At 59.6% G+C, this 21,974-nt stretch carries 25 protein-coding genes; all 25 read right to left on the bottom strand.

Going from position 1 to position 21,974, the window contains the following annotated elements; all coding sequences use genetic code 11:
- Window positions 1–46: 46 nt before the first annotated feature.
- Window positions 47–475: a hypothetical protein gene (locus HY737_07075; GenBank protein ID MBI4598141.1), complete on the bottom strand. Its 429-nt coding sequence runs from the start codon at window positions 473–475 to the stop codon at window positions 47–49.
- On the bottom strand, window positions 475–1,206 hold the full coding sequence (locus HY737_07070) for a shikimate kinase (protein ID MBI4598140.1): 732 nt from the start codon (window positions 1,204–1,206) through the stop codon (window positions 475–477). Before HY737_07070 ends, HY737_07075 begins: the two co-directional genes overlap by 1 nt.
- An 87-nt stretch (window positions 1,207–1,293) precedes the next feature.
- Window positions 1,294–2,415 carry a chorismate synthase gene (aroC, locus tag HY737_07065; protein MBI4598139.1) on the bottom strand — a complete coding sequence of 374 codons (1,122 nt, stop codon included), beginning with the start codon at window positions 2,413–2,415 and terminating at the stop codon, window positions 1,294–1,296.
- A gap of 6 nt (window positions 2,416–2,421) precedes the next feature.
- Window positions 2,422–3,321, bottom strand: a complete 900-nt coding sequence (locus HY737_07060) for a prepilin peptidase (protein MBI4598138.1) — start codon at window positions 3,319–3,321, stop codon at window positions 2,422–2,424.
- Window positions 3,321–4,148 carry a shikimate dehydrogenase gene (locus tag HY737_07055; protein ID MBI4598137.1) on the bottom strand — a complete coding sequence of 276 codons (828 nt, stop codon included), beginning with the start codon at window positions 4,146–4,148 and terminating at the stop codon, window positions 3,321–3,323. The genes HY737_07060 and HY737_07055 overlap by 1 nt, the downstream gene beginning before the upstream one ends.
- A gap of 17 nt (window positions 4,149–4,165) precedes the next feature.
- The gene (locus HY737_07050; protein ID MBI4598136.1) at window positions 4,166–5,713 is read right to left on the bottom strand and encodes a 2-isopropylmalate synthase; all 1,548 of its coding nucleotides are present in this window, start codon (window positions 5,711–5,713) and stop codon (window positions 4,166–4,168) included.
- Window positions 5,710–5,958: a hypothetical protein gene (locus HY737_07045; protein MBI4598135.1), complete on the bottom strand. Its 249-nt coding sequence runs from the start codon at window positions 5,956–5,958 to the stop codon at window positions 5,710–5,712. Before HY737_07045 ends, HY737_07050 begins: the two co-directional genes overlap by 4 nt.
- A 14-nt stretch (window positions 5,959–5,972) precedes the next feature.
- Window positions 5,973–6,596, bottom strand: a complete 624-nt coding sequence (locus HY737_07040) for a hypothetical protein (GenBank protein MBI4598134.1) — start codon at window positions 6,594–6,596, stop codon at window positions 5,973–5,975.
- A gap of 225 nt (window positions 6,597–6,821) precedes the next feature.
- Window positions 6,822–7,871 carry a ketol-acid reductoisomerase gene (gene ilvC, locus HY737_07035; GenBank protein ID MBI4598133.1) on the bottom strand — a complete coding sequence of 350 codons (1,050 nt, stop codon included), beginning with the start codon at window positions 7,869–7,871 and terminating at the stop codon, window positions 6,822–6,824.
- A 28-nt stretch (window positions 7,872–7,899) separates the two neighbouring features.
- A complete protein-coding gene (locus HY737_07030; protein ID MBI4598132.1) occupies window positions 7,900–8,316 on the bottom strand; it encodes a hypothetical protein in 417 nt (138 codons plus the stop codon).
- Between the two features lie 63 nt (window positions 8,317–8,379).
- A complete protein-coding gene (gene ilvN, locus HY737_07025) occupies window positions 8,380–8,859 on the bottom strand; it encodes an acetolactate synthase small subunit (protein MBI4598131.1) in 480 nt (159 codons plus the stop codon).
- Window positions 8,860–8,966: 107 nt separating this feature from the next.
- Window positions 8,967–10,724 (bottom strand): biosynthetic-type acetolactate synthase large subunit, encoded by a 1,758-nt coding sequence (gene ilvB, locus HY737_07020; GenBank protein MBI4598130.1) that lies wholly within the window; start codon window positions 10,722–10,724, stop codon window positions 8,967–8,969.
- 83 nt (window positions 10,725–10,807) lie between these two features.
- Entirely contained in the window at window positions 10,808–11,071 is a 264-nt protein-coding gene (locus HY737_07015; protein MBI4598129.1) for a hypothetical protein, read from the bottom strand.
- A 142-nt stretch (window positions 11,072–11,213) separates the two neighbouring features.
- Window positions 11,214–12,053, bottom strand: a complete 840-nt coding sequence (locus HY737_07010) for a DUF3800 domain-containing protein (GenBank protein MBI4598128.1) — start codon at window positions 12,051–12,053, stop codon at window positions 11,214–11,216.
- Between the two features lie 231 nt (window positions 12,054–12,284).
- Window positions 12,285–12,764 (bottom strand): hypothetical protein, encoded by a 480-nt coding sequence (locus HY737_07005; protein ID MBI4598127.1) that lies wholly within the window; start codon window positions 12,762–12,764, stop codon window positions 12,285–12,287.
- 178 nt (window positions 12,765–12,942) lie between these two features.
- Window positions 12,943–13,659 carry a tRNA (adenosine(37)-N6)-threonylcarbamoyltransferase complex dimerization subunit type 1 TsaB gene (tsaB, locus tag HY737_07000; GenBank protein MBI4598126.1) on the bottom strand — a complete coding sequence of 239 codons (717 nt, stop codon included), beginning with the start codon at window positions 13,657–13,659 and terminating at the stop codon, window positions 12,943–12,945.
- A gap of 26 nt (window positions 13,660–13,685) precedes the next feature.
- Window positions 13,686–14,222: a tRNA (adenosine(37)-N6)-threonylcarbamoyltransferase complex ATPase subunit type 1 TsaE gene (tsaE, locus tag HY737_06995; protein MBI4598125.1), complete on the bottom strand. Its 537-nt coding sequence runs from the start codon at window positions 14,220–14,222 to the stop codon at window positions 13,686–13,688.
- Window positions 14,222–15,130: a thiamine-phosphate kinase gene (gene thiL, locus HY737_06990; GenBank protein MBI4598124.1), complete on the bottom strand. Its 909-nt coding sequence runs from the start codon at window positions 15,128–15,130 to the stop codon at window positions 14,222–14,224. The genes tsaE and thiL overlap by 1 nt, the downstream gene beginning before the upstream one ends.
- Entirely contained in the window at window positions 15,130–16,179 is a 1,050-nt protein-coding gene (locus tag HY737_06985) for a CPBP family intramembrane metalloprotease (protein MBI4598123.1), read from the bottom strand. The genes thiL and HY737_06985 overlap by 1 nt, the downstream gene beginning before the upstream one ends.
- Window positions 16,176–17,768: a methionine--tRNA ligase gene (gene metG, locus HY737_06980; GenBank protein ID MBI4598122.1), complete on the bottom strand. Its 1,593-nt coding sequence runs from the start codon at window positions 17,766–17,768 to the stop codon at window positions 16,176–16,178. The genes HY737_06985 and metG overlap by 4 nt, the downstream gene beginning before the upstream one ends.
- The gene (locus tag HY737_06975; protein ID MBI4598121.1) at window positions 17,768–18,616 is read right to left on the bottom strand and encodes a hypothetical protein; all 849 of its coding nucleotides are present in this window, start codon (window positions 18,614–18,616) and stop codon (window positions 17,768–17,770) included. The genes metG and HY737_06975 overlap by 1 nt, the downstream gene beginning before the upstream one ends.
- Complete coding sequence (tmk, locus tag HY737_06970) at window positions 18,613–19,281, bottom strand: dTMP kinase (protein MBI4598120.1); 669 nt, start codon at window positions 19,279–19,281, stop codon at window positions 18,613–18,615. Before tmk ends, HY737_06975 begins: the two co-directional genes overlap by 4 nt.
- A 68-nt stretch (window positions 19,282–19,349) precedes the next feature.
- The gene (locus HY737_06965; protein MBI4598119.1) at window positions 19,350–20,774 is read right to left on the bottom strand and encodes a cysteine--tRNA ligase; all 1,425 of its coding nucleotides are present in this window, start codon (window positions 20,772–20,774) and stop codon (window positions 19,350–19,352) included.
- 5 nt (window positions 20,775–20,779) lie between these two features.
- Window positions 20,780–21,457, bottom strand: coding sequence for a serine O-acetyltransferase (cysE, locus tag HY737_06960; GenBank protein ID MBI4598118.1), 678 nt, complete (start codon window positions 21,455–21,457; stop codon window positions 20,780–20,782).
- Between the two features lie 60 nt (window positions 21,458–21,517).
- Window positions 21,518–21,974: 2-C-methyl-D-erythritol 2,4-cyclodiphosphate synthase (gene ispF / locus HY737_06955; GenBank protein MBI4598117.1), on the bottom strand; the 457-nt coding region annotated here is incomplete at its 5' end.

Below are 21,974 nucleotides of genomic sequence, written 5' to 3'. Positions count from 1 at the left end.
ATATGAAAAGGCCAATTCATATCTGATATCGAATTGCGGGTTCCCGCTAGAGGCGAGTGACGGTCAGGAGGCGGGCGTGATCGTTAAACGTCATTGAAAATCGGCTGAAAAATCCGGCGCGGCCCATCAGATTAAAGCCCATGTGCAGCGCATTCGAGAATCCGGCCGGCACGGAAAACTCGGCACCCGCAAACCGCACCTTAATCTGGGCCAGATAGACCGGCAGCACGCTGCCGTTGCTCAGCGACACATATCGGCGCTTGACGGTATTGAGCTTAATGCCTAAGAGCTGGGCCACATCCACGTGAAACACGCTCCACGACGCCCCGGAGTCGACGTAGGCCTGCAGGTAGAGCCATCGGTTGCCGGTCCACGCCTGCAGGTAGACAATCGGCGCGTAATGGCCGTGCGCGTCTTTCAGATACGGAAACTCAAACCGCCGCAGTGATGAGGCGGGCGCGTTCGACCGTCGCATTACGACTGCGCGCTTAATGCCGTCACAGCTTCTTCCGGCAGTGGAATATAATAGACGCCCGCTTGGCAGGTCTTCGTCAGCCGCGCCGACGCCTTCTGGTAGGCGGCGAGTTGCGTTTTGCCTGAAGCGATGATGCGGTCATCCACGACAACCACATACTGGCCGCCGTACCGCGGGGTCAGCTCGGCCAAATGATGCTGCAAATAATGCCACCCTTTGCACACATAGGGGCCAAGCTCCCGGCAAATGCGCTGCACCGTCTCTTCAGCCGAGAGATGGCTCGTGTCAATCGCGACATCCGCCTTGGCATACGCCGAAGCGCGCTGGGCGAGCAGTGTCTTGATGCGCGCCAAGGGATTCGCATGTCCGCTGAGCATCGGCCGCCGAGATAATTTCCTGCCGACTCTCGAGACAATCACCTGCGGGCTTGCGGTGAGGCACACCACCGGCCCGGTCACGCGCAAGTGGGCGCGCGTCTCGGCATCGACAAAGGCGCCGCCGCCGGTGGCAATCACTTGATGCCGGCCTCGCACCGCGCGGCTGATGCACCGCCGTTCCATCCGACGGAACACCGCCTCGCCGCGCTTCTCAAAAATCTCCGGCACCGACATGTTAGCACTGGACTCGATGAGCTGATCCACATCGACAAACCGCCAGCCCAAATGCTTGGCCAGTTTTTTGCCCACGCTGGTCTTCCCTGTCCCCATGAATCCTGTGAGCGTAATGTTCATGATGTCAGCAGATAGCAGATAGCATCCGCCACAACCCGTGGCGGACCCGCCATGATGTGTGGCGGGGATCGCACATAGATAATGCCCCTAAAACCTCTCTACTTGTTTGAGATAATTGCTATGGTTGCGTGTGAGCTCGCGTAAGGAATCGCTGCCGAATTTCTCAAGGATGGCGCGGGCCAGCTCAAAGGCGACCATCGCCTCGCCGATGACACCGGCCGCCGGCACCGTCGTAACATCCGACCGCTCGACGGTGGCGACGACCGGTTTCTTGGTATTGATTTCAACGGAGCGTAGCGGCTTGCGCAGCGTTGAGAGCGGCTTGAGGAATCCGCGCACGATGATCGGCTGGCCATTGGTCATGCCGCCTTCCAACCCGCCAGCGCGATTCGACGAACGGCTAAATCCCTGCCCCTTCTTGTAGAAGATTTCATCTTGAACCTTTGAGCCTGGCAGCGACGCTCCCAGGACCCCCTCGCCAAGCTCCACCGCTTTCACCGCATGAATCGAGAGAATTGCCCGGCCAAGAATTGCGTCCAGCCGTCGATCATAGTGGACATAGCTGCCCAAGCCCGGCGGAGCGCCCTCCACAAGCACTTCAAAGACACCGCCAAGCGTGTCGCCGACCTTTACGCACCGATCGATCAGCGCGATCATGTTCTTGGTCGCGGTCGCATCCAAACAGCGCAGCGGTGTTGGCTCAGCCTTTTTCCTCACGAGGGCCACCGTGGCATGTGCAGATGTCGCCCGGATGCCTCCCAGGGCAATCACATGGCTGGCGAGTTCGATGCCGAGCAGCGAGAGCAGCTGCCGGCACACCGCCCCGACGGCGACGCGCGCCGTGGTCTCGCGAGCGCTCGCCCGCTCCAAGACATTGCGGATATCGCGGTGGTCGTATTTCATCGCGCCGGTCAAATCCGCATGGCCTGGCCGCGGCTGGGTGACCACCGGCAGCCGGTCGATCGACGCGTCCTTGTTTTTAATCGCCAACGCCATCGGGCTGCCCAGTGTGACGCCGCGCCGGAGGCCGGAGAGGATTTCGGCGGTATCGGTTTCAAATTGCATGCGCGGGCCGCGGCCGAAGCCCAGCTGCCGCCGGCGCATCTGATGTTGGATCTCGTTGAGGTTAATCGGCACGCCGGAGGGCATGCCTTCCAGAATAGCCACGAGACACGGCCCGTGCGACTCCCCCGCTGTCAAAAATCTCAACATGGATTACCTCGATGGCCCATAGAAGCTCCACATCAGACGAATCGTCTCCTCAATGCCGCTGCTACGCAGCATCGTCTCCCCGTAAAACATCGCGATGACCAATCCGAGCGACAAAAATGGCCCGTACGGAATCACATGCGTCTTCCGGAATACCATCATAAACAGTCCGGGGACTAATGCCAACACCGGAGCGAAGAAAAACGCGAGGGTGACAATTTTCCAGCCGAGCAGCGAGCCGGCCATGGCCATGAGCTTGATGTCCCCGCCGCCCATCGAATCGCGCATATGGCGATAGCGGGCGAATCTCGCGCGCCACGCGGGATGATGCCGTAGCGCTACCCCAAGCCGCCGCAGGCCGTAGAGCATGACGTTGCCGGCCGAGCCGGTCACGTACAGGAGCCCGCCGCCGGTGAGCGCGCCAATGACGGAGCGCTCAAGCGACACCCAACGGTCGCCGGTATCATGTAGTGCTGGCACCAGCGCGCTCAGCGCCACACCGATCGCCAGGCCGCCGAGGCTGATTTCATCCGGAATGATTTGAAATTCCAGATCAATGAAGCTAGCGACAATGAGCGAGCACACCAACGCGGCGTAGATGACTCCCACAGCGGTCAGGCCGAATTGCCAGAGAACGGCGAGCAGCGAGGCGGCCGTCAGCGCTTCAACAATCGGATACCGCCACCGAATCGGCTGATGGCACTGCCGGCACTGAGCCCGCAACGCCAGAAAACTGAGCACGGGAATGTTGTCATACCACGCAATCGGCTTCTGGCAATGCGGGCAGCGTGAACCGGGCCACACAATCGATTCTTCCCGCGGCATCCGATAGATGCAGACATTGAGGAAACTGCCGGCACAAGCGCCGACCGCCACGATGAAGCCCCACACCAACCACGACGGCATCAGCGCGTAAGCGCTTCCTGCAGGGCGCGACGCATGGCTGCTAAGGGTGGTGGCCGATGCCACCACAGCCGGAAGGATTCCGCGCCCTGATAGAGGAGCATCGACGCCCCATTGGCCGCCACACATCTTCGACGGCGAGCCGCAGCCACAAGGGGTGTCGTCCGGTTGTACACCAGATCATACACCATGAGTCCTTGGCGCAGCTGGCAGGGGTCAATGAGCAAGCCGTCGCTTGGGCGCATCCCCACCGAAGTCGCATTGACGAGCAGATCGGCATCGTCCAATCGCACGCGAGAAAGACGTGTCGGGCACGCGCAAACACCGGGATGATGCTTGGTCAGCCACCGCGCAAGACGCCGGGCTCTGCCGAGGTGCCGATTGGCAATGGTCAGGCGGCTGCCTCGAATGCGCGCGAGTTCCCACGCGACCGCCTGTGCTGCGCCTCCAGCGCCAAGAATCACGGCGCGTGTTGCGCGCGGCCTCCACCCCAGCGCGATGAGCGCTCGCCGAAACCCGATCCCATCGGTGTTATAGCCGATCGTTCGGCGGTTGCTGATGACTACGGTATTGACCGCGCGCATCGCCGCGGCGTGAGGGTCCAGACGATCAAGCCACGGCGCAATCGCTTCTTTCAGCGGGACCGTCACGTTGAGGCCTTCGACTCCGGCGAGTGCGAGGGCTTGGAGCATGGGCCGCAGATGTTTCGGCGGCGCGTCGATGGCCGCATAGACCGCATCAAGCCGCAGCGCGTGAAACGCCGCCTCATGCATCGCCGGCGAAAGACTGTGAGCAACCGGATGGCCAATCACACCAAAGATACGAGTCATCCGCAGCTCCTAGCTGCTCATGGATGAAGCGCTTGGCGTCGTTTCACGTAGGATTGGCGGGTGCTCGACGAGACGAGCTTATTGACGGCGCTCAGATACGCCTTGGCCGAGGCTTCAATCACATCGGTCGAGGTGCCGCGGCCTGAGACCTCCACACCCTGGTGGCGCAATTTCACGGTCACCTCGCCCAACGCATCCTTGCCCTTGGTCACGGCATGCAAGCTGTAGTCAACGAGCTCAGGCGAGACTCCGGTGAGCCGGTCGATCGTCTTATAGCACGCGTCCACCGGGCCATCGCCGCAAGCCGCATCTTGCAGCGCTTTGCCGTCCTTGGTGAGCCGAATCGTCGCGGTCGGCACCGTGTCGCTGCCAGAGGCGGTATGGACATACGCCAGCTTGTAGACTTCCTGGGCCGCCGGCAGCGCATCCTCGACGATGGCCGCCAGATCCTCATCGAACACCTCTTTCTTCTTGTCGGCAAGAATCTTGAACCGCTCAAACGCGCGGTCCAGCCCAGGCTTCTGCAAACGAAATCCGAGATCGGCCAATCGCTTGGCAAACGCATGGCGCCCGGAGAGCTTGCCCAGCACGAGCTTGCTTCCCCCGACCCCGACGTCTTCCGGCCGCAGAATTTCGTACGTCGCGCGGTGCTTCAGCATCCCGTCCTGGTGGATGCCGGATTCGTGGCGGAACGCGTTGCCGCCGACGATCGCCTTATTCGGCTGGACGACGATGCCGGTCAGCGCGCTGACTAAGCGCGAGGCCTTGGCGATCTGTGTGGTGTCGATGCCGGTCGTGGCATGATAGAAATCCTGGCGGATTTTCAGCGTCATGACGATTTCTTCGAGCGAGGCGTTGCCCGCCCGCTCGCCGATGCCGTTGACGGTGCACTCCACCTGCCCAGCGCCGTTGGCAATCGCGGCCAGCGAGTTGGGCACCGAGAGCCCCAGGTCGTTGTGGCAATGCACGCTGATCACGGCCCGATCGATATTCGGCACGCAATCGACGATACTGTTAATCAATTCGCCAAACTGATCCGGAACCGCAAACCCGACGGTATCCGGAATATTCACCGTCGTCGCCCCTGCCGTGATGACCGCCTCCACCACCTGGTGCAGAAACTCCGGCTCGGTGCGCGAGGCGTCTTCCGGCGAAAACTCCACGTCGCGGCTGTACTTCTTCGCATACTTCACCGCCCACACCGCCTGGCGCAGAATCTCTTCTTGCGCTTTGCGCAGCTTGTACTTGCGGTGAATCGGGGAGGTGGCCAGAAACACATGGATGCGCTTCTTGCTAGCCGGGGCGACCGCTCTCGCCGCCGCATCGATGTCCGGACCGAGCGAGCGCGCCAGGGCCGCGATCGTCGGCCCTTTGACCGTCTCGGCGATCATGCGCACCGCCTTGGCATCCCCGGGCGAGGCGATGGGAAAACCTCCTTCAATGACGTCCACACCCAGCCGGGCTAAATGCTTGGCGATTTCCAGCTTCTCCTCAGGGGTTAAACTCGCCCCGGGACATTGCTCTCCATCCCGTAACGTCGTGTCAAAAATCGTGATGCGTCTCATTCTTCCACTCCGCCTTCTTCAATGTAGGGTTCGATAAGATCAATGAGCCGGTCAAGGGTTTCGAGCAGCTCATGCGCGCCGTCGTGGATCAGATGTTGGCGCACTTGGGCCAAATCAACACGCTTGGTGATAATCGCATCCGCGACCGTATTGGCCAGCGCCCCGCGCGCATTCGATGGGGCTTCATGATACTCGCGCAGCACCGTAATAAACACCTGCGGATCATGCACCTGGCCGTTGACCATCTATCTGCTATTTGCTATGCGCTATGTGCTGCACTTGCAAATTGGGCCTTGACCGATTCCCGATTGAAAAACCATATGATCACGCCATTCCATGCTAGGAGTAGGAGGAGTCCCACCCCTAGGCCGACGGCTTGCCCGATCTGCAGGCTCTGCCGCATCTGCGCAAGCGTGGCCGCATCGACCAAGCCGTTCATCGCCGCCATCATCTGCTCGGCAATCTGCCGCTGAGGCGAGACGAATAATTCCCACAAGCCCAGCAGGATTGAGGCACCAGCTTGGCCGATGGCCAGTGTTCTGGCCCAACCCTGCAGCATCAGCAGCCCGATGCCGGCAATGAGCGCAGCACTTCCCAACGCGCTCTTCGCCGCCGTGGCCATTCTGATCGCCGGAGCGCTGAGAATCTGCCGCACTGACTCTAAGGCTTGCCGCAATTGTCTCAGGGCGCGCTCCTTTTCTTCAGGCGGCAATTGGCCGGGCTGATCTCCGGTGGGGGCTGAATCCAGCTGCCGCAATTGCGCCTCGTAGACATCCAGCGCCCGAGGGCCGATCGCCAACGCAAAGAGCGATCCCGCCGCCGTCAAGGCTCCGATGACGATCAACACCATCGCCCACGCCGTCACGCCTCCTGATCGCTTCATCAGTCCTCCAATTCGATATCAGATATGAAATGGCCATTTCATATCTGATATCGCCTTAGGTTCCAAGCCGTCTTCCCTCACTCACTGACTCACCCACTCACTTACTCACTGCCTTTGAAAACTGCGCCTTCATCCCACCCCCTGCGAGGGCGCCAAAGGCGCTCGCCGCAATGCGGCGGTTGCTTTCAGCAACACTCGCAGGGGGTGGGATCACCCCCGTCCGCTTCACGATCGGCTGCGGGCGACTTGCCGCTTCTTGCTTCTATTCTGTCTTGGCTTTTGCTGGCTGCCTATCCACGGCATCATCGCCCGCAGCTTGCGCCCCACCTGCTCGATCTGATGCTGCTCATCCTGCGCCATCAGCTTGTTGAACATGGGCCGGCCGGCCTGATGCTCGGCGATCCATTCCTTGGCGAACTGGCCGGATTGGATCTCGCGCAGCAGCTGCTTCATGTTGTCCTTCACGCGCGCATCGATCACGCGCGGCCCGCACGCCACATCGCCCCACTTCGCCGTATCCGAGACGCGCTTGCGCATGCCCTGGATGCCTGAGGCCCAGAACATGTCGGTGATCAGCTTCAGCTCATGCAAACATTCAAAGTACGCCACTTCCGGCTGATAGCCGGCCTCGACCAGCGTCTCAAATCCGGCCTTGATCAGCGCCGAGGCTCCGCCGCACAGCACGGCTTGCTCGCCAAAGTTATCGGTTTCGGTTTCTTCCTTAAAGGTCGTCTCCAATACCCCGGCTCGCGTGGCCCCAATACCCTTGGCCCAGGCCAGGGCGAGCTGCTTGGCCTTGCCTGTCGCATCCTGATAGACGGCCACCAACGCCGGAACCCCTTTGCCTTCGAGATACTGCGAGCGCACCAAGCTGCCAGGACCCTTGGGCGCAATCAAGATCACATCGACGTTCTTCGGCGGATCGACCAGCTTGTACAGCACCGCAAAGCCGTGCGAAAATCCCAGCGCCTTGCCAGCCTTCAAGTTCGGTGCAATCGACTTGCGGTAGATCTGCCCCTGGAGCATATCCTGGGCGAGCATGATGATGACATCGGCCTTCTTGGCCGCCTCGGTCGCGGAGACTGGTGTCCAGCCATCGTGCTTGGCCAGATCGAAATTTGGCCCGCCAGGGCGCTGGGCAACAATAACTTTGACGCCTGAGTCGCGCAGATTGAGCGCTTGGCCCCGGCCCTGGATGCCGTAGCCAATGATCGCCACCGTCTTACCCTTAAGCGCTTTTACGTCTGCATCCTTCTCGTAATACATCTTCGCCATTGTCATCCTTTCCAATCGATATCAGATATCAAAGTTCACTTTGATATCTGATATCGCTCTGAAAGTACGCCTTCACCATCGGCCGCTGCAGATAGCGGATAACCACCCCATGCACGCCGGCCCCGCATGTCGCGATGATCGCGACACTAGGCTGGCCGCGCATCACCAACAGCGTTGCCAGCGATAAGGTAAACACCATCATCAATAACGACGCCGCCACGGCCAGCTTGCGCGCCCAAGGTTTGAGCAGCGGCAAACCGCACATCAGGCTCGCCGACAGCGCTAGCCACCCCAGCGGCAGCAGCATCGAGCGATCGGTCACATCAAAAAACATCTTCCACACCGTTGCGGCGGAGAGGGCCGCCATCGCGCCGTAGAAGAGTGTGAGCAAAGCTATGGGAACTGGAATCATTTCAGTGACGGCGACCCATGCCGCATGACTCACGACTCATGACCAAACGGTCTTCATCAAATGTCATGGGTCATGTGTCCTGGGTCGTCTTTTCGTCTATTTCTCAAGTGCTACACGGCCGGTGCGGACGAGCTTGGTGATGCCATGAGGCCGAAGCTTCTCCACGAGCTGATCCAGCCGCTTGGTGTCGCCGATCGCCTCAATCACGACGGAATGATCGGTGGTTTCCGCCAGCTTCGCGCCGAAACTCGCCGCGAGCGCTTCCAGCTCGGCCCGTTTTTTGCCACTGGCGGAAACGCGGGCCAGCAGAATTTCCCGGTCGATGAACTGGCCTTCCTTCAGCTCGCGCACCTCGATCACGTCGATGAGCCGGTTGAGCTGGTTCTTCACCTGCTCCAGTTTTACGGTGGTATCCGCATCCACCACGATGGTCATGCGCGAGATCGTGGGATCTTCGGTCGCGCTCACCGTCAGCGAATCGATGTTAAAGCCTCGGGCGCTGATCAGATTCGAAATCCTGGCCAGCACGCCGAAGTGGTTTTCCACTAAGCAAGAAATCGTATGTTTTTCACTCATTTTTGTGGGATTACACAGATTTTCAAATTGATTACACCGATTAAATCGCCTTAATCTGTGCAATCATCTTTTCATAATCTGTGTAATCAACGTCATGAATTTCTGTATTAGCCGAGGCTGAGTTTGGATTCGTCATCGGGATCAAGGCGCCTGTGCTGGGCTACTCCGCCTTCATTCTTGAGCGTTTCGTAGGTGCCCAAGAGCTGGTCATGCGGTTTGCCGGGTGCTATCATCGGCCAAATATTCTCGGTCTGCTCCACCATGAACTCAATCACCGTCGGACGGTCATTCACCTGCATCGCGCGGTCGATGGCCTGACGCACCTCATCCTTCCGTTCCACGCGAATGCCCACGCACCCGTTCGCCTCAGCCAGCTTCACGAAATCCACCGGGTTCAAGCGAGAGCTGGCATGCCGTCCCTCATAGAATAAATCCTGCCATTGCCGCACCATGCCGTGGTGCTGGTTGTTCATGATCGCCACCTTCAGCGGCAATTTGTGCTGAGCGGCCGTGGCGAGCTCCTGCGCGGTCATCTGGAAGCTGCCGTCGCCATCGATGTCCCACACGACTTCATTGGGCCGGCCGAATTGAGCGCCAATGGCCGCCGGCAGCCCAAAGCCCATGGTGCCTAAGCCTCCGCTGGTGATCAGCGATCGCGGCCGATTGAATTGATAGAACTGCGCGGCCCACATCTGATGCTGCCCGACCCCGGTCGCGATCACGGCGTTGCCCTTCGTCGCTTCGGAGATCTGCTGAATGATGTATTGCGGCAGCAGCTTGGTTTTTTCGCGGTAGACGAGCGGGTACTGCTTGCGCATCTCGGCAATCGTCTTGAGCCAACCGTTGGTGTCCGGGGCGTTCACGATGCGGTTGAGGGCCTGCAGCACGTGTTTCACATCGCCCACCACCGGATAGTCCACCACGACGGTCTTATTGATCGAGGAAGGATCCACGTCGATGTGCGCCTTCTTGGCATGGCGGGCGAATTCATCCGGCTTGCCGGTCACGCGGTCATCGAAGCGCGCCCCGATGCCGATGAGCAAATCGCACTGGGCCACGGCGTAGTTCGTGTATTCAAACCCGTGCATGCCCAGCATGCCCAAACTCAGCGGATCCGTCTCTGGAAACCCGCCCAGACCCAGCAGGCTGGTCGTCACGGGAATCTTGGTTTTATGGGCCAGCTCCATCAGCTCCGCGGTGGCCCCGGCTTGGATCACGCCGGCCCCGGCGTAGAGAATCGGCTTGTTGGCGCGCGCAATGACCTCGGCCAACTGTTCGATCGCTTTGGCTGAGGGCTTTGGAGCCTCGGTGGGCCGATAGCCGCGGATGTCCACTGTCTCAGGGTAGATGAATTCGGTCTCGGCCACCGTCGAGTCCACCGGCAGATCGATCAGCACCGGCCCTGGCCGGCCGGTCGCCGCGATGTAGAAGGCTTCGCGCACCACGCGGGCGATGTCTCGCACATCTTTGACGAGGTAGCTGTGCTTCGTCACCGGCCGGGTGATGCCGATCGTGTCCACCTCTTGAAACGCATCGTTGCCGATCACCGACGTGCGCACCTGGCCGGTCAAGGCCACGATCGGAATCGAATCCATGTACGCGGTGGCAATGCCGGTCACCAGGTTGGTCGCCCCAGGACCGGAGGTCGCCAGGCACACGCCGACCTTGCCGGTAGCGCGGGCAAAGCCGTCGGCCATATGGGCCGCGCCCTGCTCATGCACCGTGAGGATGACCTTGATCGACGATTGGTAGAGCGCGTCAAACGTGGGCAGATTGACCCCGCCAGGGATGCCGAAGACCGTCTCGACTCCCTCGCGTTTGAGGCACTCGACGAGGATTTGCGCGCCTTTGAGTTTTTGCGACATGGTAACCAAATATTATAGCTGGATTTTCTCGTCAGAGAAAGCAAAACCAATTCGGGGTAGTGTCCTAATTTGACCAACGAAAATTACTGGCATTCGCTGTAACCCAAGTCGTAGTAATAGCTATCAAATCGCTGCTTGGGTTCGCCTCCATCCGCGTGGGCGCAACCTTTGTTGTAATCAGCATAATCGCGTTCTCCTTGCTGATAACCACTCTGATATGCCCCGCTTAGCACATACATGAGGGGGTCTTTTCCACGCTCCTCCCAGACATCTTCGTAGCCTTTGTCATAGGCCGAACCGCAGCCTGACAGAAAGAGAGTAAACAAGATTAAAAACCACTTCTTCATTTTTCGGAAGGCCACTGCAAGGCTTCGTCTACGAGTTCTTCCAGCGTCCAGATATGATCTCTTATACCAGCCGCCATTGCCCGGTGTCATCGTGAGGGTTCGATGCCACCGGCAGAAGTTGTAGAAAAACTTGACAGGGGGGTTAGGGGGATGCCAAGCTAGGTGTGGAGGTTGGTGGGGGGCCCTCTGGTCCCCTCATAGGTTTAGGAATTCCGATTGGGGTTCTTAAATCGCCAGCCTCTTTATCTTTTATGATCTTGAATCCCAGCCAAGGGCGCTGAACCCCACTAACGTCACGAGTCAGTCTACTCTTGAACTCCATACTCTTTACCGTCTTAAAGAATTCACCGATGTTCTTGTCGCCAGTGAATCGTCCACCTAGCGTGTAAGCTACGATGTCAGCCACCTGAATCCCCACATTTTCCTTTGAGATAGCAAATAATGGAACCTTGAGAATTGAGTCAAACGAACGACCCGCTGAGCTTTTATGGAAGAAATTACTCACCGAGATTGATATTTTCTGATTTGTTTGGACGCCTCTGTCGTCAAAGATCAATTTTGCAATTAGTCCTGGATGGTTCTCTTTCATGAATAAATTGATTCTCTCGAACAGGTAAAAGAATGGCCGTTCGAGGTGCTGGGAGTCAGCGCAAGCTAAATCCATATCTTCCTTTGCGAACACGACTGAAGCAAACGCCGTCGTCCCTTTTGTCGCCATATACGAGAGTATTTCTCTAACAAGAGCAAGATCCTTTGAGCGAATCCCTCTTGACTCTAACCGAAATTGATACGCTCCCAAAACACTTTTTCCCTTCAATTCTATGTTACCGTTTTCACGTCCTAGATGGCTTGCCTTGATTGAATAAATGTCCTGCGAGCACTCGTTAAAGTCGTGGCTCTTAATCTGGACGGCAGCGAGCACCCCAGCCTTAAGCTTTTGGTCGTGTGTTGCCTGCCAACTTTCATCAATGAAGAAAAGCATCTTATTAAGCTACTCCTGCTGATTCAGGTATACAATTCCCTTGTCAAGTACCGAATATCTAAGCTAATATACTAGACGGGACTACCGCCCAAACGAGCAAGTAGCCCCGTCTAGGTCGTACATAGCTCGGACAAGGAGGCGGGTATCAGCTTAGCGGCGATCCCGCCTTCTTGCTTTATCTAGGGCTGCCGAGCCAGCCGCGTAATGGAGGCGGCATGGCTACACTCCATGTTAGGGGTTGCCCCCTTTTCGCTCAAGCATCTCAAGAATTATATTTTCTCCGCCAGTTGAAATTGTCCACTGACCATGACCTTTTCTCTCGATATATCCGTATTTTCTTTTGGCATCATTGAAAGCCACGCGCATGTTACTCGGCTTCTTGAAACCACATAACCCGAACCAGTCCTCCATTTCTTTAGGGGAGAATGAGGCTCGCCGCTCATGTTTAATTGCATGATAAGCGATAGCCGCTATGCGTTCGTAAAAGGTACTGACCGGAAGCTCTTTAGCGAATTCTCTCACTGTGGTTTTTCTACCGCTGGGACTAGTTATTCCACGAGCCTCCTCAGTGCTAGCTACCTCACCGTGAATGTTTACATCTTTAAAATGAGGAGCGACGGTCTTAGCCACCTGTAGAATCTCAATCAACTCCTTTTCGGCTCCCTCGATTACAATTTGCCCATCTCGTAGATCAAAAGTGATTTTTGCCATTGCGCCTCCTTTGGATAGCGATCCCAAGTATAGTGGAAATCTAAATAGCGGTCAAGAAAAAAGTGTGGATGATAAGCGTGGATTCTGTAAAGCGGGTCGCTGAGCAAGGTATTGCCTTTGGGTTTTCAAATTAAGACACGACCGGACTTGGATGGCCAGGGACCACTTGGCCACTTGGTCACACGGCCACGGTTTTTGGAATGACGGCGGTGGGACGGTCGGGGGAGCGGACCGAGCAGTCCATCGGATACAGGTAGAGCGGGACCAATGTCTGCGGATCATCCCGCTGCCCAGCACGAAACCGCTCCTGCCCAAGCCGGGCTAACGTGGCGGCGCGAGGCAGCCAGAAGTCGGAGGGGGCGAAGACCGCCTGTGGCACGCGCGCAAGAATCTGCTCGCGGAACGCCGCACAGCCATCGCCAACAAAGATCGCCGGCTCTGCTGATGCGGCCAGCGTCTGCTCAAGCGGGCCAAGCAGGTAGTCGCTGTCTTTGAGGATGCGCTGCCTGTCCCAGCGATACCGGGCCAGATACACGTTGCCCTGCCGCGCATCCAGCACCGCATAGATTGGAGATGAGGCATACGGCACGTGCGCCGCCAGCACATCCAACGAAGCGACGCCCACCACCGGAAGGGATTTGGGAAACACCAAAGCTTTCACAAACGCGAGGCCGATCCGCAAGCCGGTAAACGAGCCGGGCCCGATATCGACGACGATAGCCTCCACCCGGTTCAGCGGAGTGCGCGCGCTCTGAAGCACGCGCGTCACCGCATTCGGCAGCTCCACGGCATGGGGGTAATCAGCCAATAACTCATAGGATGCCAGCACCCGTCCTGCGTCAACGGCCGCGACTCCCAATTGCCTTGTCGATGTTTCAATGGCTAAGATTGTCATCGTATGTTCGTTTCAGGTTCCAAGTTTCAAGTTTCAGGTTCAGCCTTCGCAACAACCTGAAACCTGGAACCTGGAACCTGGAACTGACTCATTACAGCTTGCCCTCGTGCACCAGTGCCGCGGAAGGTAATGCGGCGGCGGTTGGTGCTGACATGAGCCAGCGATATCTCCACGTGATCCGACGGCAACACGCCTTCAAACCGTTCGGCCCACTCGATCAGCGTGATCTTTGAGGGCGAAAACATCAGATCCACATCCAGCCACGCCGCGGCCGGGGCTCCGGAGAGCCGGTAGCCGTCGATATGCACCACGGGTGCGGGGCCGGAATATTCACGCATGAGCACAAAGGTGGGGCTTTTGACGCGGTGCGGATCGCACCCGAGCCCCTTGGCGATTCCCTGAATCAGCGTGGTCTTTCCGCTGCCCAGCTCCCCGCGCAACGCCACCACATCGCCGGGCTGCAAGAGTCGACCGAGCTGCTCACCAAGAGCGTGGGTTTCCTCAACCGAAGCCGTGACAGCCTCGAATTGTCGATTGACGATTGGCGATTGGCGATGAGACATTAGAAGTGCCTGAATCCTGTCGGGATGAGTGGAACGATGCGGCCATCACGACGCTGCAACTCGACGCCGACGCCGCGGCGCACCACGCGACCGATCGACGTCACAGGACAGGAACCCATCCGCCGGGGCAATCGCGCCACGTCGCGCGCGGCGACGGCAAACAGCAGCTCAAAATCTTCTCCATCCATCAGCGCATGGCGCAACGTTTTTCCTGCCCGTGAAATGGGAACCTGCTTCGCCTCAATGCGCAGGATCGCACCGCTGGCCCGGCTCATCTGCCACAGATCCGATGCCAGCCCGTCGGAGAGATCCATCATGGCATGAATGCGCGCGCGCTTCAATAACGCCTGAGCCTCTGCGACTCTGGGGGTAAAGGCGGCGTGATGCCCGCTGAGGTAGGAGCCGCCTAACCGGCCGGTGACGCACAGCGTATCGCCGATCCGTGCGCCGCTGCGCCGAACCACTTGCGATGACGCCGCGTAACCGATGATCGCCACATCGACGATGACCTGCGGGGCTCGCACGGTATCCCCGCCGACGACGGCGCAGCGATTCCGCCTGGCACACCGTTCCAGTCCGGCATAGAGCCCATCGACGAAGGCGATTGGCGTGCGCGGCGGCAGGCCTAACGACACCACCGCCCACAACGGCGCGCCCCCCATCGCGGCGATGTCGCTGATATTGCACGCGAGCGCTTTCCAGCCGATGGCCGCAGGCGACAGAGCGTCTCGGCGAAAATGCGTCCCTTCCACCAGCATGTCGCTGGCAAAGAGCAGCAGCTCGCCGTGTTTCGTGCGCGCCACCGCCGCATCATCGCCGATCCCCGCCACAACAGACGTTGGTCGGTGGAGACGCCTTCGAATGCGATCAATCAACTTAAACTCACCAATCGCATGCACCGTCTTCATCACGGTGGGCTAGCGCTCATCATATGGCGAAAGACCATGGCGGTGCTGATCAAAAAGCTATTGTGCAGCACATGCACCGCCAGCGACGCGGCGAGCGATCCGGTCCGCTCATACAGATACGCCAGCACGCAGCCGAGCGCGACGATCGGCAAAAATCCCACCACGTTGGTGTGCAGCAGCGCGAAGATCGCCGCGCTCGCGAGCATCCCGATGAGGCGCGACGTCCGCTGGCGAATCGCGGTGTAGAGCACGCCGCGGAAAAACAGCTCTTCGACGATGGGGCCGACCGTGCAGGCGAGCACCACCGTCAAGCCCAGCACGAACGGACGCTGCTCGCGAAACACCAGCTCTTGGATGGGCTCAATCGGCTGCTTGATGCCGAGCGCTTCAACCACCTGAGCGACCAGCCAGAGCAACCCGAAGAGCCACGGAAACGCCGTCATGTAGCTGCGCAAGCCGATCGTCATGGCCGGGCCGGCGATCGGGCCGGTCAACCCGAAGGTGGCCCAGACCGAGCGCCCCTTGCCGGCGGCGAACGAGAGGATCATGAGGCCCACAAACACGTCAAGCAACAGCATGGCCACGGTCAACGCCACATGCGGATCAGGCAGGGGCAACAGCCCGGTCGTCACCAGCATCAGCTGGGCGGCGGATAACAGAAACGCCATGGCCACGGCCAGCATCATGATTCGGAAGAGCTCGCCGAAAGACCACGGGGGCAGCGCCGTCGATGATGCGGTCCACCACGACCGCCACGTGCCCTGCATGACGGCGCGAATCGCCAGCGCGATGCCGCCGCATGTCATGACGAGCGAGAACAGGCCGAGGATCACCAATGCGAGGGTGGTCGCCGGCTCATGGCGCACAACGCGTCGCCATGTCTGCGCATCGATCGTTTGCGGCATCCACTCTCGCGAGCGCTCCGGAAGCTCCCGGATGGCTTCCAGCGGCTCCGGCGCATTCGTCGGACGCCCCCACACGTACACCCCGATGATCAGGAGAGCCAACACGGCGTACAGCCATCGGCTGCGCAAGAAGGATCGCGTCATCCCACCTTGGCCCGAGGAAACAGCACAGGGTGCGCGCCGATGGGATGCGCCGAAGGCCACGACGCGGTGACGAGGGTGGGATCTGCCGTGTGCGACACGCCGGTGTAGCCGAGCTGCTCCCACATCGCGTCGGCGACCGACGGCATGAACGGCTGCAGCTGGGCGGCCAATGCCCGCACCACCGACGCCATTGTCACGAGGACGACGTGTAAGCGCCGAACGCTCTCAGGCTGTTTCGCGAGTTTCCAGGGGGCTGTGCGCTCGATATATTGATTGGTCTGGGTCACCACCGCCATGATCGCCTCGAGCGCTCCTGAAAAATCCACCCGGCTCATCGACGCATCCACCGCCGAGGAGACCTGCTGCGCTGCCGTCCACAGCGCCGCATCGTCCGATGAGGCGCCGACGCCATCCGCCTGCGGGATCACGCCTTGGCAATAGCGCTCCAGCATCGAGCAGGTGCGGTTGACCAAGTTGCCGAGGTCGTTGGCCAAATCGGCGTCAAGGCGCTTGAATAGGGCGTCTTCCGAAAAACTCCCATCCTGGCCGAAGGGGATTTCGCGCAGGAGAAAATAGCGGTAGATGTCCGCGGCATACGGCTGATCCTTCAGCAGCTGCGTGACCACGGCCGTCGGATCGACGATGTTGCCCAGCGTTTTCGACATCTTCTGTTCGCCCACCTTCCACCAGCCGTGGGCGAAAATCGTTTTCGGCATCTGCGCATCAGGCAGGCCCAGCGCATGCAGCAGCACCGGCCAGTACAGCGCGTGGTGCCGCAGGATATCTTTGCCGATGACATGCATCGCCGCCGGCCAGAGCGCGTCGAACCGTTTCGGGTTCTCGAGGTAGCCCGCCACGGTGATGTAGTTCAGCAGCGCATCGATCCACACATAGGTGACATGGTCCGGGCTGAAGGGCACCGGAATGCCCCAACTGACCCGCTGGCGCGGGCGGGTGATGCACAGCGACTCCGGCAGCGGCTGCTCCAAGAGGCTCGCGAGCTCGTTATAGCGGCTGGCCGGCTTGACAAAATCCGGGTGAGTCTTCACAAAATTTCGCAGCCAGTCTTGGGACGCGCGCAGCGGCAGGTGCCAGCCATCCTCTTGAACGGGCTCCAACGCCCGCTGGCAGGAGGGGCACAGCGGTTTTCCGTCGACGCGGCCGGTCGCGGCCAATTCCGCCTCTGTCCAGAACGTTTCATCCGGAGTGCAATACCACCCCTGATACTCCGCGTGCACTAACTTCTTCTCGTCGTACAATTTCGTCAGAATCGCCTGCACCGCTTTCTCATGCCGCGGCTGGGTGGTGCGGATGAAATCGTCATACGAAATGTTGAGCAGCTTCCAGAGTTCCAGGAAGCGTTCGACGACGTCATCGACGTAGACCTGCGGGGTTTTGCCGGCGGCCGCGGCGGCCTGCTCAATCTTTTGGCCGTGCTCATCGGTCCCGGTGAGCAGGAAGACTGATTCGCCTTTCAGGCGGTAGTAGCGAGCCAGCGCATCGGCCGCGATCGTCGTGTACGAGTGGCCGATGTGCGGTGCCGCATTGACGTAATATAGCGGGGTTGTGAAATACAATGTCTTAGACATCACCGTAGGGTGGCCGGGTGGGTGTTTGGCCACATGGCCACCTGGTCACGTTGTAGTGTGAGCCATTGCTCTCTCGCCAGGGCCGCGACGAGGCGCGGGCTGACGAATTGCTCCAAGGATTCCTGCAAGTCAATGAGCTTCAAGGCGGCATCGACGTACCGCTGTGCAGATGCTGCGCGGTTGGCTTCGGCGGCACGCGCGGCCTGTTGATGAAACGCCGCCATCATCTCCTCCAGGAGCTGTGCCACCGACTCGCGCGCATCCGGCAGCGGTTGGGTCAGCCACGGCAGCGGCGAAGGATCCGCCAGCTGCGTCCTCCAGCGTTCCGATGTCGGCCCTGATGTGGGCGACGGACATCGCACCAGTTGGCAGCGCGAGACGATTGTCGGCAGACACTGCGGCAGCGCCGACGTGGTGAGGAAAAATTTCGTCGAGGCAGACGGCTCCTCTAATGCCTTCAGCAGCGCGTTCGCGGCTTCTTCGGTGAGCCGCTCGGCCCCGTCGATGATCACCACCTGGCATGCGGCGCTATACGGCCGCAGGGCCACACGGCTCAGCACCTGCCGGATCGTTTCGATTTTGATGCGGTCTGCCGGGCCTTCCGGCAGCAGCACATGCAGATCCGGGTGCACGCCTTTCGTCATCTGCGCGCAGGTCCGGCATTGATCGCATGGCCGCCCTGTACGCTCGGTGCAGTTAAGAGCTTTTCCCATTTCTATGGCGAGTTGCCGTGTGCTGGTCTCGTCTGAGCCGATCAGCAAATAGGCATTAGCCACCCGACCCGTAGCCAGATGCCCCTGCAGATACGTCTTGGCGAACGCTTGTCCCTGAATCTCGTCCCAGCTCATCTGAGTGGCCCGGTGGCCGGGTGGCCAGGTGGCCCGGTGAGTGTTTGGCCACTTGGCCAGTTGGCCACTTGAGCAACTCGTTTGCCCGCCAGTGCCGTGATCCGGTTTCGCACCCGCTGAGCGGGCGGTGTCGCATCGACGACGTTGATGCGCAACGGCTCTCGACGAGCGAGTGCCAGATAGCCGGCGCGCACGCGGCGGTGATACGACAGCGGCTTGCGCTCCATGCGATCGCGAGAACGCTTCAGCCGGCTAAAGCCAATACGCGGCGGCACATCCAACACTAGCGTCAGATCCGGCATCGTACCACCGATCGCGCGCCGCCCAAGCTGCTGCAGCCACGGCACGTCTAGCGTTCCAGCATACCCTTGATAGACTATCGTCGCATCATGAAACCGGTCGCAAACGACGACGCGGCCTTTGGCCAGCGCTGGCCGGATTTTTTCCTCAACGAGCTGGACCCGCCCTCCGATAAAGAGCAGGGCTTCCGCCAGCGGCGACAGCGGTGCGGTTGAATGGAGCAGCACCTGCCGCAGCGCTCGTCCCAGCGACGTCGAGCCGGGATCGCGCACGAACGTCACGCGATAGCCTTGCCGCTTCAGCCACTGCACCAGCCATCGCGCCTGCGTCGACTTCCCCGACCCCTCCGGTCCGTCCAACGTAATAAAAAATCCTCTTAATCCCATCGCGAGCAGATAGCAGATAGCAGATAGCAGATAGCGTACAACATCGCTTATTTGAGGCGACGCCACAGCGTTCCAGCCGCAGTGTCCGCGAGCATATAGCCTTCCTGGCGTAGTTGCTCGCGGATCAGATCCGCCCGCTTGAAATCCTTGGCTTTTCGCGCCGCATCGCGCTCAGCAATCACCGCTCGAAGATGGGAAACCGTGTCCATCCCTTCTTCGCTCAAGCCTTGTTGAAACAACCCGAGCGCCGTGCCGCATCGCGTCAGCACTTCAAACACGCCGCGAAGAGCCACGCGGGCTTCCGCATGGTCCGACGCCAGCAGACGATGCCCGGCATTCACAAGGTCGAAGAGCGCGGCGAGCGCTTTGGGGGTATTCAGATCATCATCCATCGCCGTCTCAAAGGCCTGCATGGCGGTCGCCGCTTCGGGAATGGCTCGGCCGCTCCTGACGGTATCCGTATCCAGCTGCTGCTGGTAGTAATGTTGAAAAAATCTGGAAAACTCCTCCCAGTTCTTCTTCGCTTCTTCCATCCGCTCAGGTGAATAATCAATCGGGGAGCGGTAGTGCGCTTTGAGGAAAAAGATTTTCAGATAATCCGGATGCGGATACTGATCCAAGACCTGCTGCAGCGTCAAGAAATTCCCGAGCGATTTGGACATCTTCTCGCCCTTCACCGTCAGCAGGCCGTTGTGCACCCAGGTGCGGGCGAAGGGTTTGCCGGCGGCCTGGGCTTGGGCGATTTCATTCTCATGGTGCGGAAACACCAGATCCACCCCTCCGCCATGGATGTCAAACGTATCGCCGAGGTATTTCGTGCTCATCGACGAGCATTCGATGTGCCAGCCTGGGCGGCCCGGCCCCCACGGGCTGATCCAGGAGGGTTCCTCCGGCTTGGCATGTTTCCAGAGTGCAAAATCAAGCGGATCGTGTTTATGCTCGCCAGGCTCCACACGCGCCCCGGCGCGCAGCTCATCGACGCTGCGCTTGGAAAGCTGGCCATACCGCTCGAATTTGCGCACGGAAAAGTACACGCCGTCTTTCGCTTCATACGCCGTGCCCTTGATGAGCAACTGCGAAATCAGATCCGTCATCAGCGGCACGACATGCTCGGTCGCCTTGGGCTCTTGCGTCGGCGTTCCGACGCCGAATCGCGCCAGCGTCTCGTGATAACTCTTCAGGTATTTCTCCGCCACCGCCGCGCATGCGGCCTTAAGATCGCTTGCGACCAACTCTTGTTTGGCCTTCTCGATGATCTTATCGTCGACATCGGTGACGTTTCGCACAAACGTGACCTGGAACTTTTTGTATTCGAGGTAGCGCCGCAACACATCAAACACGTAGGCGCTGCGCGCATGGCCGATATGGGGATCGTCGTAGACGGTCGGGCCGCAGACGTACATCGACACCTTCGGCGGAGCGATCGGCGCGAACTCTTCCAGGCGTCTGGTGAGCGTGTTGTACAGCCGCATGCCGGCTATGGGGTGGGAGAAGACGGCGGCGGGTTCTTGCGCTGCTCTCGGAAATGGTGCTCTAGCGCATCGATTTCATGCTGCAGTTTTTCCAACCGATCGGTGAGCGGATCCGGCAGGTGCGAGTGATCGAGCTTCACCCCGGGAAACGAACGGTCTTTGATTCGCGTAATCCGCCCCGGCACGCCGACGACAGTGGAATGCGGCGGCACATCGCGCAGCACGACGGCGTTGGCCCCAACCATCGAGTCGTTGCCAATCGTGATGTTGCCCAGCACCTTCGCCCCTCCACCGATGACCACGTTATTCCCGATCGTGGGGTGGCGCTTGCCCTTCTCTTTGCCTGTACCACCCAAGGTCACCCCTTGATACAGGGTGACATTCTTGCCGATCACGGTGGTTTCGCCGATGACGACCCCCATGCCGTGGTCGATGAAGAGCCCTCGCTTGATCTTGGCCGCCGGATGAATTTCAATACCCGTGAGCCAGCGCGCCACCATCATGATCCATCGAGGCAGCACGGGAATGCGCAGCCGCTCCAGCGCATGCGCGATGCGATAGGCGATGACCGCGTGCAGTCCGGAATAGGTGAGCAGCACCTCGATGAGGTTGCGGGCGGCCGGGTCGCGCTCAAAGCACGCTTTCACCTCTGGCGCAAATGCCACGCGCACGACGATGAGCATGCCGACAATACTCGCTGCCGCAACAAGCCATGACATGGTGCTGTGAACCTTCTTTTACTTTTACCTTTTACCTTGTACTTTTTCCTTTTGCCTTTTGCCTTTTGCCTTGTCCAATAATACCACCGCCTGAGCGGCAATCCCTTCTTTGCCCGGGCAAAACGCCTCGGTGGTTTTCGCTTTCACGGACACGTGGCTCGGGGCAATCTTGAGCATCCCGCTGATAGCTATGGCCATCTTCGTTTTGTAGCCGACGAGCTTCGGCGTATCAGCGACCACGGTGGCGTCGACGTTGGCGACCGCAAATCCCTTGCGCCGCACCTGGCGGATCGCGGCATCGACAAACATCCGGCTCTCCGTGTTGCGCCACTTGGAATCGCTCGACGGAAACTGTTCGCCGATATCGGGTGCCCCGATCGCGCCGAAGAGCGCATCGGCCACGGCGTGCAGCAACACGTCGGCATCCGAATGACCGGACAATCCCCGCGCGGACGGAACCGTCACCCCGCCGAGCTTCAGC

Source organism: Candidatus Omnitrophota bacterium, from assembly GCA_016209275.1.
In the GTDB taxonomy this organism is placed as follows: domain Bacteria; phylum Omnitrophota; class Gorgyraeia; order Aquiviventales; family Aquiviventaceae; genus JACQWM01.
This window is presented reverse-complemented; position numbering and strand designations above follow the sequence as displayed.